Source organism: Mesorhizobium sp. LNHC209A00, assembly GCF_000502915.1.
Lineage (GTDB): Bacteria > Pseudomonadota > Alphaproteobacteria > Rhizobiales > Rhizobiaceae > Mesorhizobium.
The window spans coordinates 63983-79802 of sequence record NZ_AYWT01000010.1; the positions used below are offsets into that span (position 1 = coordinate 63983).

Consider the following 15820-nt stretch of genomic DNA (forward strand, 5'->3'; position numbering starts at 1 on the left):
CGTGCTTCGATATATTGTCTGGCGCATCGCCGTGATGGTTCCAACCCTGCTGATCATATCGGCGCTGGTGTTCACTATCATCGAACTTCCCCCAGGCGACTATTTCGATAGCTACGTTTCCGAGCTTCGGGCTCAGGGCGAGGCGGTGGATTCCGATCGCATCGAGATGATGCGGAAGGAATATGGTTTCGACAAGCCGCCGGTCATTCGCTACTTCTACTGGGTCGGAGGAATGCTGCATGGCGATTTCGGCTATTCCTTCGAGTATGAGCTGCCGGTTCGCGACGTCATCGGCGACCGAATGTGGCTGACCGTGCTGGTTTCCTTCGTCACGATCATCTTCACCTGGCTCATCGCCTTTCCGATCGGCATGTATTCCGCCACACATCAATACAGCTGGGGCGACTACGGCCTGACTCTCTTCGGCCTTCTCGGCCTTGCCATTCCGAATTTCATGCTGGCGCTGATCCTGATGTATTTCGCCAATATCTGGTTCGGCACGTCCGTCGGCCATCTCATGGACCCGCAATATCTCAGCGAGCCGATGAGCTGGGCCAAGGCCAAGTCGATCCTCGCCCATCTCTGGATCCCGGTCTTGATCATCGGCACCGGGGGCACGGCAAGCATGATCCGGCGGCTGCGCGCCAATCTGCTCGATGAACTGCACAAGCAATATGTCGTGACCGCGCGCGCCAAAGGCCTTCATCCCTTCAAGGCGCTGGTCAAATATCCGCTGCGCATGGCGCTCAATTTCTTCGTTTCCGACATCGGCTCTATCCTGCCGGCCATCATCTCCGGCGCCGAAATCACCGCGATCGTGCTGTCTTTGGAAACGACCGGGCCAATGCTGATCAGAGCACTGCAAAGCCAGGATATGTATCTGGCAGGGTCGTTCCTGATGTTCCTCGCCTTCCTCACGGTCATCGGCGTCCTGATTTCCGACCTGGCGCTGGCGCTACTTGATCCGCGAATTCGTCTACAGGGCGGCAGCACCAAATGAACACGCAATCGCCGCTGCCCGCTCCGGGTGCTCCACTGCAACACTACGTTTCCATCGCCCCCTTTGACCTGCAGTCGGTCGAAGCGATGACGTCGGAGCAGTCGAAGGTGTTTCAGGCGTCGCAGTTGCGGCTGATGTGGTGGAAATTCCGGATGCACCGGCTTGCCCTTGTGTCCGGAATATTCCTTGTGGCACTCTATTTCGGGATACTGATCTGCGAGTTCCTGGCGCCCTACAATCTGCACACGCGCAACATGGACTACATCTATTCGCCGCCGCAGCGGGTGCACCTGTTCCACGACGGCCAGTTCGTTGGGCCGTTCGTCTATGGCCGCCAGATGACGCTGGATATGGACACACTCAAGCGGAACTACAGCGAGAAGCGCGATGACGTTCAGCGTATTCGTTTCTTCTGCAAGGGCGACAGTTACCGGTTCTGGGGCCTGGTCGAAGGCGACACGCATTTCGTCTGCCCTGCCGAAAACGGCCAGCTCTTTCTGGCCGGCACCGACAGGCTGGGGCGCGATGTGCTCTCGCGCATCATCTATGGCGCACGCATTTCACTGACAATCGGCCTCATCGGCATCAGTTTCAGCTTCCTGCTCGGCATCGTCATCGGCGGACTGGCCGGCTATCATGGCGGCATCTTCGACCTGATTGTTCAACGGATAATCGAAGTTCTGCAATCGATTCCCAGCATTCCGCTATGGATGGCTCTGGCCGCGATCATGCCGATAACCTGGAGTCCAATCCTGATCTATTTCGGCATCACCGTCATCCTCGGGCTGATCCACTGGACCGGACTGGCGCGGGCCGTGCGTTCAAAGCTTCTGGCCTTGCGCGAGGAGGATTATGTTCTGGCCGCGCAATTGATGGGCGCCACGAGCAGCCGCATCATCGGGCGGCACCTCATTCCCGGCTTCATGTCGCATCTGATCGCGACGGCGACGATCTCCATACCGGGCATGATCCTGGGCGAGACGGCACTGAGCTTCCTGGGGCTGGGCCTGAGGCCACCGACAACCAGCTGGGGTATCCTGCTGACCGAGGCGCGCAGCGTCAGCGTGATCGCGTTCTATCCATGGCTGCTTTTGCCGATGTTGCCCGTTGTTCTCGTCATCTTGGCATTCAACTTCCTCGGCGACGGCTTGCGGGACGCCGCAGACCCATACAAATGACATCGCCTATTCCGACGCGCGCCGGGCCGCCAAGTCCACCCGGTACGACCCTCGTTGGCAGCCTGTTTGGTGGTTGCAGTGTCCATCGTCGGCCTCTATATGCGGCGAGGCGTGATCGGAGTTTAATCGCGGGCATTACCGATCTCTTGACCTGGTTCAGGACACACAAAAGCATATGAGTCGTCTCGAGAATTTCATCAGCAGGATGACCGCACAGCGTGACATTCTCGATTACGTCTGCCCCGAGGTGGCGAAGATGGAAGGGCTGGTGCTCGAGCTCGGCCTCGGCAATGGCCGGACGTTCCACCATTTGCGCGAACGCCTGCCCGGGCGCCGGATCGTGGTGTTCGACCGCGAAGTCGGCGCACACGCCAGCTCAATTCCCGAAGCTGAAAACCTCGTGCTCGGCGAAATACGCGAAACGGGCCGCAAGTTCATTGGCATCGACGCCGCCCTTGTTCATGCCGACATCGGCACCGGCTATGATGACCGCGATGCAGTGACCGCCACATGGCTTCCCGATTTGATCGCCAGCCTGCTTCGCGTTGGCGGCTTCGCTGTCAGTGGCACGCCGCTCGACCACCCGCTGCTGCAACGCCTTGCAGCGCCGACGTCGGAGCCCGCCGATCGTTATTTCCTCTGCAAGCGCTTGTGAGCGGCCGTAAGCGCGCTTCACGGAAATGCTGCTCCAGCTCTTTGTTTTTAACGCAATTGCCAAGCGGAGGCGTTACGCGCTTTTCCCGGGAAACCGTTCATGCTTGTCCTGAAATTGCTCTGAAATTCGTCAGGGGATTGTATACACCGCGATCTCCCGCTCAATGCCGCGCAGCGAGACTTCGTGAGGCACGGGCGTCAGCGCGTTCCTGCGCAACAGATCGGCGGTGAGATTGTCGTCGACCACCGCACGGGTGGCGAAGATCGCCTGTGCGTTGGCCAGGTTCTGGACCCGTGAAGCAATGTTGACCGTCTGGCCAAAATAGTCCTGCCGCTCGTTCATGGACACGGCGATGCAAGGGCCGGCATGGACTCCGATCTTGAGCAGCAGGTCCTCGCGCCCGCTTTTTCCATTGAGCCCACGCATGGCATCGCGCATCCTGAGCGCCGCGGCAACCGCACGATCAGGCGTCGCGAAGGTCGCCATCACCGCATCACCGATCGTCTTGACTACCGCGCCCGCCTCCGCCGAGACGATCTCGTGCAGCACTTGGAAATGCTCGCGCACCAGATCGAAGGCTGAAAGGTCGCCTACCCGCTCGTAAAGCTCGGTCGATCCGCGCAGGTCGGTGAAGAGGAAGGTCAGGCTGGTGATCTTCAGGCGCTGGTTGATGTCGAGCGTGTCCGTGCGATAGAGATCACGAAACGTCTGGTTGGTGAGCAGGCGCTTGGCGGTCAGGAAGGGCCGGCGCTTGCCCAGGAAATCATGCAATGCGTGGCCGGCGATGAAGACCGTCGGCAGCACGCGGGTGTCGGTCCTGTTTTCCAGGGAAATGCGCAAAGGGCCTGGTTGCATCTCCAATGTCTGGTTTTGGACATGGTCGCGGTCGAAAACCAAGGAGAGGCTTCGGCGCTCCCTTGTTGGTTCGCCCTTAACGTCGATGAACTGCGCTGAATGCGTGACCGGCTCGAACACGATGACGAATTCAGACGGAAGCTGTATGGGCAGCACCGCCTTTTCACCGGGCGCAAGCTCGATATCCTCCAGCGAGAACGCTTCCATCTTCTCCGCCAAATCCTCTTCCGGCAGATCGGCGCCGGACGCCAAGTAGATCTGGCGGAGATATTCCACCAACGGCAGTTCATGTGGAGTGTGGGCGGCAATCTTGCGTATGCGTGGACTGACGGTGAATGTTACCTCGACCATCTCGTCGAGGGTTGGCGAATAGCCCTCGGAGCACAGCGCGCAAGTATATTCGTCCTTCTGCATGGTTTTCAGCGTGGCGTTGGTGTCGAGCACGCCGCCGCAGCCGGGGCACAGAACATTCCAGGAGATGTCGAAGATGCCCACCCGCGCTGCATGCAGAAAGGCGCTGATGGCGCGTTCCTCGTCGAGGCCATTCTTGCTGGCGAAGGCCAGCGCATTGATGCGGCAAAGCTCGCGGTCCTTGCCCTCGGCGATGGTTTGCCGGATCGCGTCGATTGCCTGCGGATCGACATCGGTCGATTGCCGCAGAAGTGAGAACAGATCCTGAGCTTCGGTCATCGTGCAGGCTCCGGAAAATGCGCCTCGAGGCGTGTTGGCCGGACCGGTCTTCGGTCCGCGCACTCCATCTTACGTCGAAAGGGATCGAACGGCCATTCGAATGGATAGATCTGATGACAGCTCAATTTGTATTCGGCGGATTTTCACCGACCGCAAGCGGCACTATGATGGTGCATGGCGAATTCATCTATGGGGCTTTCTCCCGTGCCGACATCCGACAACCCGCCATTTCCCGCGGCGCTACGGCTTTTCTCGGCAGGGGTCATAATCGTTCTGATCGTCGGCGCCGGCCTGTTTTTCGCGCCTGCGCTGGTCAAGCCGCGCTGGCCCTGGCCCGTCACGCCGTTCAGTGCCCGCTTTCTCGGCGGCTTCTACACCGCCGAAATGGCAGTGATGGCGGCGCTCTTTTTCTGGAATCGCTGGTCGCCGGGCAGGCTCGTGCTGGTCATGGCCTTCATCTTCACCCTCATAGTGTCGGGGGTTTCGTTGATCAATCTCGGCTATTTCAACCTCGAGCGAAAAGCGACCTGGCTGTGGTTTCTGGTCTACCTTGGGTCGGTCGCAGTATCCGGGTTGTTCCTGTGGCGGGCCAGGGGCCGTCCGTCAGCAAATGGCGTGACCACAAGCCCGGCATGGCGCAGCTACATGTTGGCGGAAACGGCGATCCTTGGGCTCTATGGTTTGGGCATGTTGCTGTTTCCCCTGATGGTCAGCAGCACCTGGCCATGGACCGTCGATCCTTTCCACGCGCAGGTCTACAGCGCCATCTTCCTCGCCGGCGCTGGCGGCACCTATCTCATCTGGAAAAGCGCGCCGCGCGAAGAATTGCTGGTGCTAGGCCTAGCGCAGTTTCTGGTCGGCCTGCTTTCCATCCTTGGCCTCGTTATCACCGACGGCGCGGTGCACCGGATCCAGTGGACGGCGGCTGCTACCTTGGGCTGGCTCGCCCTTTTCGGCTGGATCGGCATCAGCGGCGCCTTCAAACTCTACACCGCCTCCTGGTATTTTGGTTCGCAAACGGCAGCATAGGGCTGCAGAGACGGCTGGATTTTCAGGTGACGTTCGGTGCATCGTGCCGGGCCGATTGCCTTCGCCGGGAACGCCATGACCAGCACGACCTCGCCATCCGAGAAGATCCAGCCGCAGCTCCGGGCCGTCCGGCCAAGCGATGCGGAGGCGCTTTGCGCTATCTTCAACATGCCTGGCTTCCGCTGGGGCACGTTCAGGATGCCCTTCGAGACGGTGGATCAGGTTGAGCGGCGCATCGCCAAGTCCGGCCAGGAAACCACCTGGATCGTCGCCGAATTGGACGGCAAGGTTGTCGGCCATGGCAGCCTGGTCGTGCAAAGCTCGCCGCGCCGTTCGCATATCGGCGAGATCAATATCGGCCTAGACGATGACTTTGTCGGCAAGGGTTTCGGCTCTGCCATCCTTGGCGCACTGCTTGACGTGGCCGACAACTGGCGCGCCTTGAAGCGGGTCGAATTGAGCGTTTATGTCGACAACGAACCGGCCATCCATCTCTACACCAGCCACGATTTCAAGGTCGAAGGCCGGCATGTGAAGGCCGGTTTTACCGACGGGCAGTACCGCGACCTCCTGAGCATGGCCCGGCTGCGGTTCTAAGATCCGCTGTTTTGCCTTAGGTGTTCAGCCGACTCACGCGCCGGCCTTGGTCTCGCCATCGTACATCCAGCGAGTGGATCGTCTTCATCATGCGAGCGCAGCAGGGTCTGCACGGCTGGAACCCAGCTTGCGGAAAAAACATCATTTCCAGACCGAGCGCGCGAGCAATATTCATGAGCGTTGTCGCACGTGCCGCAGCGGCTCCGGTTTCGATGTCGCGATAGCGAAGGCGCGAGATCCCTGCCAGATCAGCGATCTGTTCCTGTGTCATGGCAGCAGAGAGCCTCTGCCCGCCTGAGAAGCCCTCCAATGTCACGCAGAGCCTCAGATTCAGAAATCACATTATGTAAACAGGTCAAGAAGCGGCTGCTGTAGTTGAAGGCAACCCCATGATCAGATCGCAATTTTTAACCCCTCAAGGCCCAATGAAAAGTCATTCCATCTCAGATTCAGGCGACCCTCCCCCGAAGCGGGTTTCGTGCGCGAGACTGAGGTCCGGCGGCGGCTTTCTTGGCCTAACGGCGTACCTTCGACCAACGCTGCTGGCGACACGAGGGCGGTCGACAGCAGGTATCCTCGGAGTGCCGGGACAGCGACAACACGCAATCCGAGGCTCAATGCCTCATCTCGCGACCAGTCCATGGGGTTGACGTAGACAATGCGTGCCGGATCCACTCTCACTTGGCGTTTGCCCCGCAAGCGGGTAGACGGAAATGATGACAGGCGTTCTTGATCAAACCCCGGCACCTCCGGTGGAAATTCTGGCCGTGCTGTCGCTGCTCTGCCCGGAAGTCGTGCGCGACATCGAGCAAAACTGGAATGCTCCGGTTTCCGACTACGCCCGCCATCTGTGGCGGCCGGTGGCAAGGCCTGCATCGGGCCCGGCGATCGCTGCCCGTTCGATCCTGCGCGAAGTCCTGCATCAGCGCCTCGGTGTAACTATGGAGCCCGAAGAGATCGGCAAGGCCCTCGACGAGTTCGAGAACAGACCGGTGATTCAGTCCGGTCTGCACTGCCTGCTTCTGATGGACCGGATCACCTTCGATGCCCTCCTGTTTGCCTGGCTCGGCGCGTTCGAAAACGGGCTGTCAGCCTTCGTCGGCTTCATGGGAACGACTATGACCATGGAGACAATTGGCCGGGAGGGGCCTGGATGGCTCGATGTCGGGGACGACAAGATCAACCTGTTTGGCATGGGGCGCCACAAGCTGTGCCGCAAAAGCGCATGCGCGGCCGGTCCCGTCTCCCTTAACAAGCGCGCGCTCGGAGCGGTGGGCGATGAAACGGATGCCAACCGCTGGCTAGGTACACTGCTTGCCAGCCAGGATACGGTCTTTGGAACCGCCGCCGATGCCATGACAGCGCTTAACGAGGATCTGGTCGCCACTTGGGATCGTTCCGGCATGGCCCTGCCGGTTTTCACCGATGATCGGCTCGCCGCGGCTGCCATGGCGCGGCATCTACAATATGACGGCGGTCTTCTTTCCAGGCTGCTCATCGAACCCGCAAGACGCCTGCGTCTCGAACATGCCTTGCAAGAGGCCGCATCGGGCCCATTCGGCAGATTCCTGCCCAATGCCACGGACTATTTCTGGGGCATCCGCGAGCAGCGCGTACGCAAGCTCGTTCTAGAGAACGGGCAGCTGATCGAGCCTGACAAGCCGCATGGTCTTTCCATCCCGTTCGAGCGGCCACATCTCAGGCAGGCGCTGCTGGACGGCGTTTTGCTGCCGGACTTGTTCCTGACGTTCCTCGTTCTTGCCATATTGCCCCGGGTGCGGGTTGTCGGTGGCCTGAGACAGATTGGCTATGTAGCGCTTTTCCACTCGATCCTCCTGGCTGCGTTGGACGAAACCGCACCGGAAGAGCGTGATCTGGCTGCGGAGCTGCAGGTAAGGGAAAATGCCTGGGGCACCCGGGTCATCGATGAAAAGGTCTCGGTCCGCGAGCAGCTTGCCGACCACCCCGAAGGGGCGCTCTTCGCGGACCTGCTCCGGCAATACCGTTCGCGGACGCTCGCCGAGGCCACCGACAACCTGAGACTGGTTCGTGAAAATGCGCGATGGCGCAAGATCGGCCAAGCCTACAGCCTCTGATCCGGCCGAATGGCCTCACCTGTCATTGCACTATACCGGCCTTGCGGAGCCCCTCCTCCACGAGTTCGAAATCCGCAGGGTTCTTGTAGGGCAGGACTTTGCGACGGTATTCCAGCGAATAGTCGGGATTGACGCGAAGCACCTCCTGCCATGCGGCCCGGGCCTCGGCGAAACGGCCCAGATGGCCGTAGCTGGCGGCCAGAAGCGCCCGCGAGACGTCGGTAACAGCGTTGCGAGCCAGCCGTTGCATCAAGAGGTCAGCGGCCTCTTCGTACCTTCCTAGTTGAAACAAGGCCAAAGCCTGAAAGTGCAGAAGCACATCCGGAAAATATGGATTCAAGATCTTCGCCCGGGCAAAACTCTCGAGGGCGTCTTCGGATCTGCCCGAATAGTACAGCGCCTCGCCGAGGACGACGTGCGCTTCGGCGAAGTTCGGATTGAGGACTAGCGCGCGCTCGGCCTCGTCGATGGCCCCATCGTGTCGTCGTGTGTACAGCCTGGCAATAGCCAGCGCCCAGTGCGCCCAGGGATCGTTGCCATCTAGCGTTACCGCAAGCGTCGCGGCTTCTTCGGCTTGCGCCATCGATTCCGGAGGCGACGCACTCCACCGGTTCAGGTAATCGAGGCCGTGCGTAAGGGCCAGGAATGCGTGGGCAGAGGCAAACTTCGGGTCCAGTTCGATGGCGCGTTGCAAGAGGTCGCGCGCCGCGACGTTCGTCTCCCTCCTAAGCCGGTGCCACAGCTCCCTGCCCCGCAGGAAATAGTCATACGCCTCCGTGTTGCGCGGGTACTCGGGCGCTAGCCGCTGCCGATCACCCGCATCCAGACTAAGCGCCAGCGCGCCGACAATCTGTTGCGTCACGTCATCCTGCACGGCGAATATGTCGGTCAGGTCGCGATCGAACCGCTCCGCCCAAAGATGGCCGCCCGAGGTCGCGTCGATGAGCTGCGCGGTGATGCGCACCCGGTTGCCCGACTTGCGTACGCTACCCTCAAGGACATACCGCACGCCGAGTTTCGTGCCCACCTCCTGCACACGGACGTTCTGGCCCTTGAAGGTGAACGACGAATTGCGAGCGATGACGAAGAGCTGCGACAGCTTGGACAGGGCCGTGATGATGTCTTCGGAGATGCCGTCGGCGAAGTAGTCCTGTTCGGCGTCACCGCTCATGTTCGCGAACGGCAGCACGGCGATCGACAGCTTCGGCGGCACTGGCGTAACCGGCCGGCTCGTCTCGGCTTCCGGGCCCGCGGCCGCCTTGGTCCCGGCGCTGCCAACTTGTAGCGAATAGACTCGGATAGGCTCGGCAATGTTCTTGAGTTGTGTGCTGCCGAGATCGCTGACCGAGAGGTCGAGCCTCGCCTTGACCTGGCGATAGGCATCCTCGGACAGGCAGATGGCGCCGGGCGTCGCGAGCCCCTCCAAACGCGAGGCGATGTTGACGCCGTCGCCCATCAGGTCGCCGTCGCTTTCTTCGACCACATCTCCCAGATGAATGCCGATCCTGAACTCGATACGGCGGTCCTGCGGCACGCCGGCATTGCGCTCAACCATACCATCCTGAACCTCTATGGCGCAGCGAACGGCATCCACCACACTGCGGAACTCAACCAGCGCCCCATCGCCAGTGCGCTTGATCACCCGGCCGTGGTGCACTGCGATGATGGGATCGATCAGGTCGCTGCGCAGTGCCCGCAACCTCGCCAATGTACGATCTTCATCCGCGCTCGCGAGCCGGCTATATCCGACCACATCCGCAGCTAGAATTGCGGCTAGCTTACGATTCTCGCTCAAGGGTCCGTCTCCTCATCTTCACGATAGCAGGAAGACCGAACCAAGAGGGAACTTTCGCAACCGACAGCCACGCAGAACCGATTTGGCCGCCCGCTGCCACAGGCCCCAGCCGATCGCTCGATGCGCAGTTGCACTGCCGCTTGCCCGCCGACGGCTATGGGTTCATGCTTGTGAATACCTTGGCCGTGAAGTTGCGTAGGGAGATCACGCCGTCACAGCCCCTAGTGAGGTCTGGCCCGATGGACTGCTCAGGCTGCGGTTTCGAGGTTGAGGGCGGTTACGCTTTCTGTCCAAGGTGCGGCAAGCGCCAGCCCGTGCCATGCGCCAGTTGCGGTTATAGATGCGCACCTGATTTCGAGTTCTGTCCGAAGTGTGGGGCAAGCGTCGGCGCACCCGCAAAAGCCGTCGAACGGCTTGCTCCGACACCAAGCCGAACCATTGTGTCGCCTTCCCAAACTCCGTCACTGCTTACCAACATCGATAGCGACGAAGGGCTGCAGCCCATCTCTGACGCCGATCGCCGGACGGTAACCGTCCTCTTTGCCGACCTTTGCGGCTTCACGACACTGAGCGAGCAGCTCGACCCCGAGGTCATGCAATCGCTGCAGAACGAACTGTTCAAGGAATTGACGGCGGCGGTGCGAAACTTTGGTGGTTTCGTCGACAAATTCATCGGCGATGCACTGCTCGCTTTGTTCGGTGCGCCGGTCGCGCATGAGGACGATCCGGAACGTGCGCTTCGCGCCGCTCTCGACATGATCGCCCGGACGGCGCGGCTGGGTGAAAGCACCTCCCACTCCGGCTCGCCTCTATTACTTCATGTCGGCATAAACACTGGCCCCGTCGTTACTGGACGATTAGGCATCGGCACCGCCAAATCCTATTCGGTGACGGGGGATACGGTGAATACAGCGCAACGCCTGCAATCGCTCGCCGCACCGGGTGAAGTGCTGGTAGGTGAACTCACCCACAGGCTGACCCGGCATGCCTTCTCTTACGAGTCGATGGGTGATGTCGTGCTTCGCGGCAAGGCTGGCAGTGTGCTCGTCCATCGTTTGGATGCACCGCTTGCCGCGCCGCGTGCAGCGCGTGGGCTCGAGGCGCTCGGCCTCAGCGCGCCGATGATAGGTCGTGCTGCGGAGCTCAATAGAATGCTGGCGAGCCTTGACCAGGCGTGCGGCGGCTCGGCCCAACTCGTCCGCCTCGTCGGAGAAGCCGGTATCGGGAAATCGCGGCTGGTGAAGGAGTTCGCCGCCCGTGTCGGCGACGAGGATCGATTTCGCACCGTCGCGGTGCGACAAGCCACGTGCTCACCGCTGGGCGAACAATCATTTGGCGCCTTGGGTGCAGTGGTGCGCAGTGCTGCCGGGATGATGCAAAACGACAATGGGGACCATATGCGGGGGAAGCTCGCAGGCTTGCTTGCCGATCTTGGCCTGCAGGGCGAGGAGGCGAAGCGGCTGATGCCTTTGCTCTACCATGTCCTTGGCCTTGGCGACCCCGATGCCACCTTGCAGCATGTAGAACCCGAGCAGTTACGGCGCCAAATTCTCTACGCGGTCCGCACCATCATCGAACGGCGGCTTGCGTTGTCGCCGCTGTTGATTGTCGTCGAAGACCTTCACTGGGCCGACGCCGTTTCGCTCGAGGCACTACGTTTCGTGATGGACAGGTTGGAACGCTCGCGGTTGATGGTGCTGGTCACGCATCGCTCGGCGCCGGAGAGCGGCCAGCTCGACTCAAGTCGGGTCAGTCACACGGCGCTCAGGCTTTCGCCGCTCAACAGCGATGAAGGACACAGCCTGCTGGCGGCTCTTTTCGGTGAGAGCTGGGTAAACTCCGCAGCAGGGCTCGTCGATCAGATCCTCGACCGAGCGGGCGGTAACCCTCTTTTTGTAGAGGAGATCGTTCGCGGCCTTATCGATCGCGGTGTACTGATGCGCGAGGGCCAGCGATGGCGGACTGTGGCAGGCGAATTCGCAACCGACATTCCCGCCACCGTCCAGGCAATGTTGCTTGCTCGCTTCGACCGGCTGCCACAAGAGGTGCGCCGGTTGGCCCAGGAAGCCGCGGTAATCGGCCCGCGCTTCGATGCCACCCTTCTGAGGACCGTGACAGCCGACCCCGCCCGGCTAGAGGCCGGCTGCGAACTGCTTTGCGATGCGGAAATCATCGAGGAAGTTGCCGGATCAGGCTCTGTCTCGTCGCAAAGCTACCGCTTTACGCAAACCTTGCTGCAGGACGTGATCTACCAGAATCTGCTCCGGCAACGGCGGACCGAAATCCACGGGCGCATAGGTGCTGCCTTGGAGCGACTGTGCGGCGATAATCCGGAACGGCTCGAGGATTTAACCGTGCTTGGTCACCACTTCGCACAGAGCGCGGAGCGGGAGAAGGGCGCGCATTACCTGCAAGCGGCCGGCGATCGAGCTCGCACGATATACGCCAACGACGACGCCCTTCGTTTCTACGAGCGAGCACTGACTGCGCTGGAGGCGACCGGGCAAACACCGCTCAAACTGACAATTGCCGAGACCATTGCCGATTTGAGCGGCTCGGCGGGCCGCCGCGAGATCGCGCACCACCATTACGAGGCGGCGTTGCAGGCATACAGCGAGTCGGCCGATCGTGTAGCGTCGGCGCGAGTTTTGCGTAAGATCGGTCGGCTGCTCTGGGACGTCGGCAAGCGGGACAAAGCAGAATCCCGCTACGCTGAGGCCGCGGCGCTCCTCGATGGAGCGGATGCTCCGGTCGAGCAGGCGCATCTCTGGCAAGAACGTGGCCGACAGGCGTTCCGTAGCGGAGATCACGCTCTCGCGGCAAAATGGGCAGACGCTGCGTTGGATTGCGTACGCACTCTGACAACAGAGCATGTCTCCGAGGTGGGGCGCGGTGCCACTCTCGTAACCGCCGAGGCACTCAATACGAAGGCTGTCGCGCTGGCTCGCCTTGGGCGAAACCGTGAAGCCGTGCGTCAAGTCGAGCATAGCATTGAACTGGCCGAAGCCGCCGGTCTGCTGGGCGCCGCCTGTCGCGGCTACACCAATCTCGGTGTGCTTTACACGACCATCGATCCGGCACAGGCGATGGAAGTCTGTCGACGCGGTCTTGAAGTCGCTCGCCATATTGGTGATTTGGGCTTCCAGGCGCGCCTTCTCGCCAATCTGGCGGTTGCATGTTGTACTTTCACGGATCGTTGTCCAACAGAGGGCGTGCCTGCTGCCGAGAAAGCCATCGAGATCGACCGGGCACTCGACCAGCGAGAGCACCTGCCGGTGCCGTTGATTGTGCTTGGGCAGATCCACCAGTGCAACGGCCGTCCGGAACTGGCCGTTGGCTTGTTCCACGAAGCACTGGAGGTGGCCCGCGAAACGGGCGAGCCCCAGCTGCTGTTTCCGTGCTATGATGGTCTGGCAACGCTTAATCTCGACTTCGACAATCTTGCCGAGGCCGAACGCTACTTTTCCTTGGCGCAGGGTATATGCGCCCAGCACGGGCTCGATCCGGAAGCGCTTGTGGTGCTGCCCTTTCTCGATTAGCCGGGTTGGAGGTTGGAAATGTCCGCGCGTAGTGACTTGATACCGCTTCAACCGGGCGACCGTGCGCCGAACTTGGTGCTCGACGCCATTACCCAGGATGGCAAGATCGCGCTAGACGACTTTCGCGGACAAAAACCGGTGCTGGTCGGTCTGTTTCGAGGTCTGCATTGTGCGTTTTGCCGGCGCCATATCGCCGCTCAGGCGCGGCTTGATCCGGAGCTGCGCGAAAAGGGCGTGGAGAGCCTGACGGTGGTCAACACGCCGATCGAACGGGCGCGTCTCTATTTCCGCTACCACCCGATGCCGAATCTGCTTGCGGCATCAGATCCTGAACGCGCTTCACATCGTGCTTTTGGACTGCCCAATCTCGAATTCACCCAAAACGAGACGAACTGGCCGTACAAGGTCTCGATCGCAGCGGCAAAGGATATGCTGGTCGACATGCCAAGCGAGTTGCCTCGCCCCATGGATCCTTTTGCCGCCACCGAAATCCTCAACAAGAGGGACAATTATGAAGTGACCGAAGCCGACGAGCAGATGATGGCGACGGGACACGGACAACTCATTGGTCAGTTCCTACTGGACCGGCAAGGGATCGTCCGCTGGAGCTTCACGGAGGTCCCAGAGGGTGGGCGATACATGTTTGGGGCGCCAAACCCGCAGGAGCTGATGTCAGCCGTGTCCCAAGTCGCCCAATAGAGTCCGCAGACTGCATTGCTGGCATTTGCAATGTGGACAATGAAGGCCAGGGGCAAAGCTTCGCGTGGCAACTGAGATGCGTTGGCTCCAGGATCGGCACTGTTGCGCGGCAAATCAGGCCGGGAGCCGCCACATTCGCACACGACCTGTACCACGCAATTCCGTTTCCTCGAGTGGGTCGCAAGAAAAATTTGGTCCAAGCATTTGGCGAGTTGCATCCGAAATACGGATTTCATCGGGCTCCGCGGACGTTTGAATACGCGAGGCGAGATTAACCGTCTCGCCCCACAAGTCATAGGCGAACCGTCTCTTGCCTATTACGCCCGCGACGATTGGGCCTGAGTGAATTCCAATTCTCAGTCTCAGCGGTTCTCCTGAAAAGCGTTCGCGCTTAACCGCCTTCCGCAGCTCAAGTGCATAGCGCGCAAGTGCCTTTGCATGATCGGGTCGCGCCGTGGGCAGGCCGGCGACCACCATCACACAATCGCCGATTGTCTTGATCTTCTCGCACCCGTATCGTTCCGAGAGCCGATCCGCCGCCTTGAAGAAGTAATTTAAAATTGCCAGCGTCGTTACGGCTCCGACGCTCCGCGCTCGTTCTGTAAAACCGACTATGTCGGCAAAAAGCACGCTCACTTCTGCGTGGTTGTCAGCAATTTTTTTGTGCGCCTTTAACCGCTCCGCGATTGACGCCGGAAGAATGTTGAGGAGCAGGGTTTCGGCGCGATGGTATTCACGCGCCAATCCCTCCTGGCTCTTCCTCAACGCCTCGTTCGTCGCTTGTAATTTCTCGTTGAGTTGACGCTCCCTCTCTTGCAGGAGGGTCATTTCATAAGCCTTTTGTTGAAGCCGCTGCCTATTGTCGCGTTCGGCGGTGGCGTCAAGAAAGAGCAGCCACACGCAGGCATTATCGGCAAAAAAATGAAGGTCGGCGACACGCCCTCCGGGCAGTTCGACCATGGCAATGTGAAATGGAAGCTCCGGGCAAGGCAGCAAACCTTCCATGAATTCAAGCTGCTCGGCAACAGGCTCGCCAATGCGAAGCGATGAGAGCCCGTAATGCTCAACATTACCGCCCTTCGCAGCCACGCAAAGCTGAGTGTCGATTTTTAGATACGCGACGGAGTTCCCATTGTAGAAGAAGTTGAAAATCCAACTGCTAACTTCTTTCGGCAATCCATGCATGGTCTACTTGGTTACCATCAAAGCAAGTTGACGAAACGCATCATCGACATTCTCGCCCGAGAGCGCACTCGTTAGATAGATTTGCCATCCACGCTGCCTAAGTTCGTTGATATCTCTATCCGATATTGCCCACCGATCGGCCAGATCGGATTTGTTGATCAGCACTATGAACGGCATGGCGCCGAATTCGGCCTCGGCCCGTTCGCGCAGCGTGAGCGCCACGGCAAGCGTCGCAGCGCGGGTTCCATCGACGACTAGCACAAGCCCGGTTGCACCTCGAACATAGCTGACGCGGAATGAGCCGATGTCGTCTTCCCCGGCCAAGTCCCACAAAATCAGATCCACGGTTTTATCCGGGAGTGCGACATTCTTCTTGTCAATTTTCACCCCCACCGTGGTCAGGTAGGTTTCTGAAAAAATGCTTTGCACAAACCTGCGAACCAGACTCGTCTTTCCGACAGCGAACCCGCCCAGCATGCAGATCTTTTTTTGCAACATCTTG

General features: G+C 60.2%; 12 protein-coding genes and 1 pseudogene. 8 read left to right on the top strand and 5 right to left on the bottom strand.

What is annotated here, in order from left to right; all coding sequences use genetic code 11:
• Position 1 precedes the first annotated feature (1 nt).
• The 3 genes from X739_RS144440 (at position 2) to X739_RS144430 (ending at position 2833) form a co-directional block, all read left to right on the top strand.
• On the top strand, positions 2–1000 hold the full coding sequence (locus X739_RS144440; protein ID WP_023770950.1) for an ABC transporter permease: 999 nt from the start codon (positions 2–4) through the stop codon (positions 998–1000).
• Entirely contained in the window at positions 997–2178 is a 1182-nt protein-coding gene (locus X739_RS144435; RefSeq protein ID WP_031252190.1) for an ABC transporter permease, read from the top strand. The genes X739_RS144440 and X739_RS144435 overlap by 4 nt, the downstream gene beginning before the upstream one ends.
• 175 nt (positions 2179–2353) lie before the next feature.
• The gene (locus X739_RS144430; RefSeq protein WP_023770952.1) at positions 2354–2833 is read left to right on the top strand and encodes a class I SAM-dependent methyltransferase; all 480 of its coding nucleotides are present in this window, start codon (positions 2354–2356) and stop codon (positions 2831–2833) included.
• 129 nt (positions 2834–2962) lie between these two features.
• Here the strand turns inward: X739_RS144430 and X739_RS144425 are convergent, their stop codons facing one another.
• Complete coding sequence (locus X739_RS144425) at positions 2963–4378, bottom strand: adenylate/guanylate cyclase domain-containing protein (RefSeq protein ID WP_023770953.1); 1416 nt, start codon at positions 4376–4378, stop codon at positions 2963–2965.
• A gap of 174 nt (positions 4379–4552) precedes the next feature.
• Here X739_RS144425 and X739_RS144420 point away from each other — a divergent pair, with 174 nt between their 5' ends.
• Both X739_RS144420 and X739_RS144415 read left to right on the top strand, forming a co-directional pair.
• A complete protein-coding gene (locus X739_RS144420) occupies positions 4553–5407 on the top strand; it encodes a hypothetical protein (RefSeq protein WP_023795355.1) in 855 nt (284 codons plus the stop codon).
• A gap of 75 nt (positions 5408–5482) precedes the next feature.
• Positions 5483–6004 (top strand): GNAT family N-acetyltransferase, encoded by a 522-nt coding sequence (locus X739_RS144415; protein WP_023782156.1) that lies wholly within the window; start codon positions 5483–5485, stop codon positions 6002–6004.
• Here X739_RS144415 and X739_RS01000000166395 read toward each other — a convergent pair.
• Positions 6001–6345, bottom strand: a pseudogene (locus tag X739_RS01000000166395) (helix-turn-helix domain-containing protein). The gene X739_RS144415 and the pseudogene X739_RS01000000166395 sit on opposite strands and share 4 nt — an antisense overlap.
• Positions 6346–6771: 426 nt before the next feature.
• Here X739_RS01000000166395 and X739_RS144410 point away from each other — a divergent pair.
• Positions 6772–8100, top strand: a complete 1329-nt coding sequence (locus X739_RS144410; RefSeq protein ID WP_245273915.1) for a hypothetical protein — start codon at positions 6772–6774, stop codon at positions 8098–8100.
• A gap of 22 nt (positions 8101–8122) precedes the next feature.
• Here the strand turns inward: X739_RS144410 and X739_RS144405 are convergent, their stop codons facing one another.
• Positions 8123–9895 (bottom strand): adenylate/guanylate cyclase domain-containing protein, encoded by a 1773-nt coding sequence (locus X739_RS144405; RefSeq protein ID WP_023770955.1) that lies wholly within the window; start codon positions 9893–9895, stop codon positions 8123–8125.
• 239 nt (positions 9896–10134) lie between these two features.
• On the opposite strand from X739_RS144405, the gene X739_RS144400 reads away from it, so the two are divergent.
• Positions 10135–13434, top strand: a complete 3300-nt coding sequence (locus X739_RS144400; RefSeq protein ID WP_023770956.1) for an adenylate/guanylate cyclase domain-containing protein — start codon at positions 10135–10137, stop codon at positions 13432–13434.
• A gap of 18 nt (positions 13435–13452) precedes the next feature.
• On the top strand, positions 13453–14133 hold the full coding sequence (locus X739_RS144395) for a redoxin domain-containing protein (RefSeq protein ID WP_023770957.1): 681 nt from the start codon (positions 13453–13455) through the stop codon (positions 14131–14133).
• Between the two features lie 114 nt (positions 14134–14247).
• Here the strand turns inward: X739_RS144395 and X739_RS144390 are convergent, their stop codons facing one another.
• Together X739_RS144390 and X739_RS144385 are read right to left on the bottom strand one after the other, a co-directional pair.
• Positions 14248–15318, bottom strand: coding sequence for an adenylate/guanylate cyclase domain-containing protein (locus X739_RS144390; RefSeq protein WP_023770958.1), 1071 nt, complete (start codon positions 15316–15318; stop codon positions 14248–14250).
• A gap of 3 nt (positions 15319–15321) precedes the next feature.
• The gene (locus tag X739_RS144385) at positions 15322–15816 is read right to left on the bottom strand and encodes a Rab family GTPase (RefSeq protein WP_023795357.1); all 495 of its coding nucleotides are present in this window, start codon (positions 15814–15816) and stop codon (positions 15322–15324) included.
• Positions 15817–15820: the final 4 nt, after the last annotated feature.

Bases quoted from the DNA above. Each gene is read 5' to 3' on its own strand.
- X739_RS144435 (WP_031252190.1), top strand. From the start codon at position 997: ATGAACACGCAATCGCCGCTGCCCGCTCCGGGTGCTCCACTGCAACAC.
- X739_RS144430 (WP_023770952.1), top strand. From the start codon at position 2,354: ATGAGTCGTCTCGAGAATTTCATCAGCAGGATGACCGCACAGCGTGAC.
- X739_RS144425 (WP_023770953.1), bottom strand. From the start codon at position 4,378: ATGACCGAAGCTCAGGATCTGTTCTCACTTCTGCGGCAATCGACCGAT.
- X739_RS144420 (WP_023795355.1), top strand. From the start codon at position 4,553: ATGGCGAATTCATCTATGGGGCTTTCTCCCGTGCCGACATCCGACAAC.
- X739_RS144415 (WP_023782156.1), top strand. From the start codon at position 5,483: ATGACCAGCACGACCTCGCCATCCGAGAAGATCCAGCCGCAGCTCCGG.
- X739_RS144400 (WP_023770956.1), top strand. From the start codon at position 10,135: ATGGACTGCTCAGGCTGCGGTTTCGAGGTTGAGGGCGGTTACGCTTTC.
- X739_RS144395 (WP_023770957.1), top strand. From the start codon at position 13,453: ATGTCCGCGCGTAGTGACTTGATACCGCTTCAACCGGGCGACCGTGCG.
- X739_RS144390 (WP_023770958.1), bottom strand. From the start codon at position 15,318: ATGCATGGATTGCCGAAAGAAGTTAGCAGTTGGATTTTCAACTTCTTC.
- X739_RS144385 (WP_023795357.1), bottom strand. From the start codon at position 15,816: ATGTTGCAAAAAAAGATCTGCATGCTGGGCGGGTTCGCTGTCGGAAAG.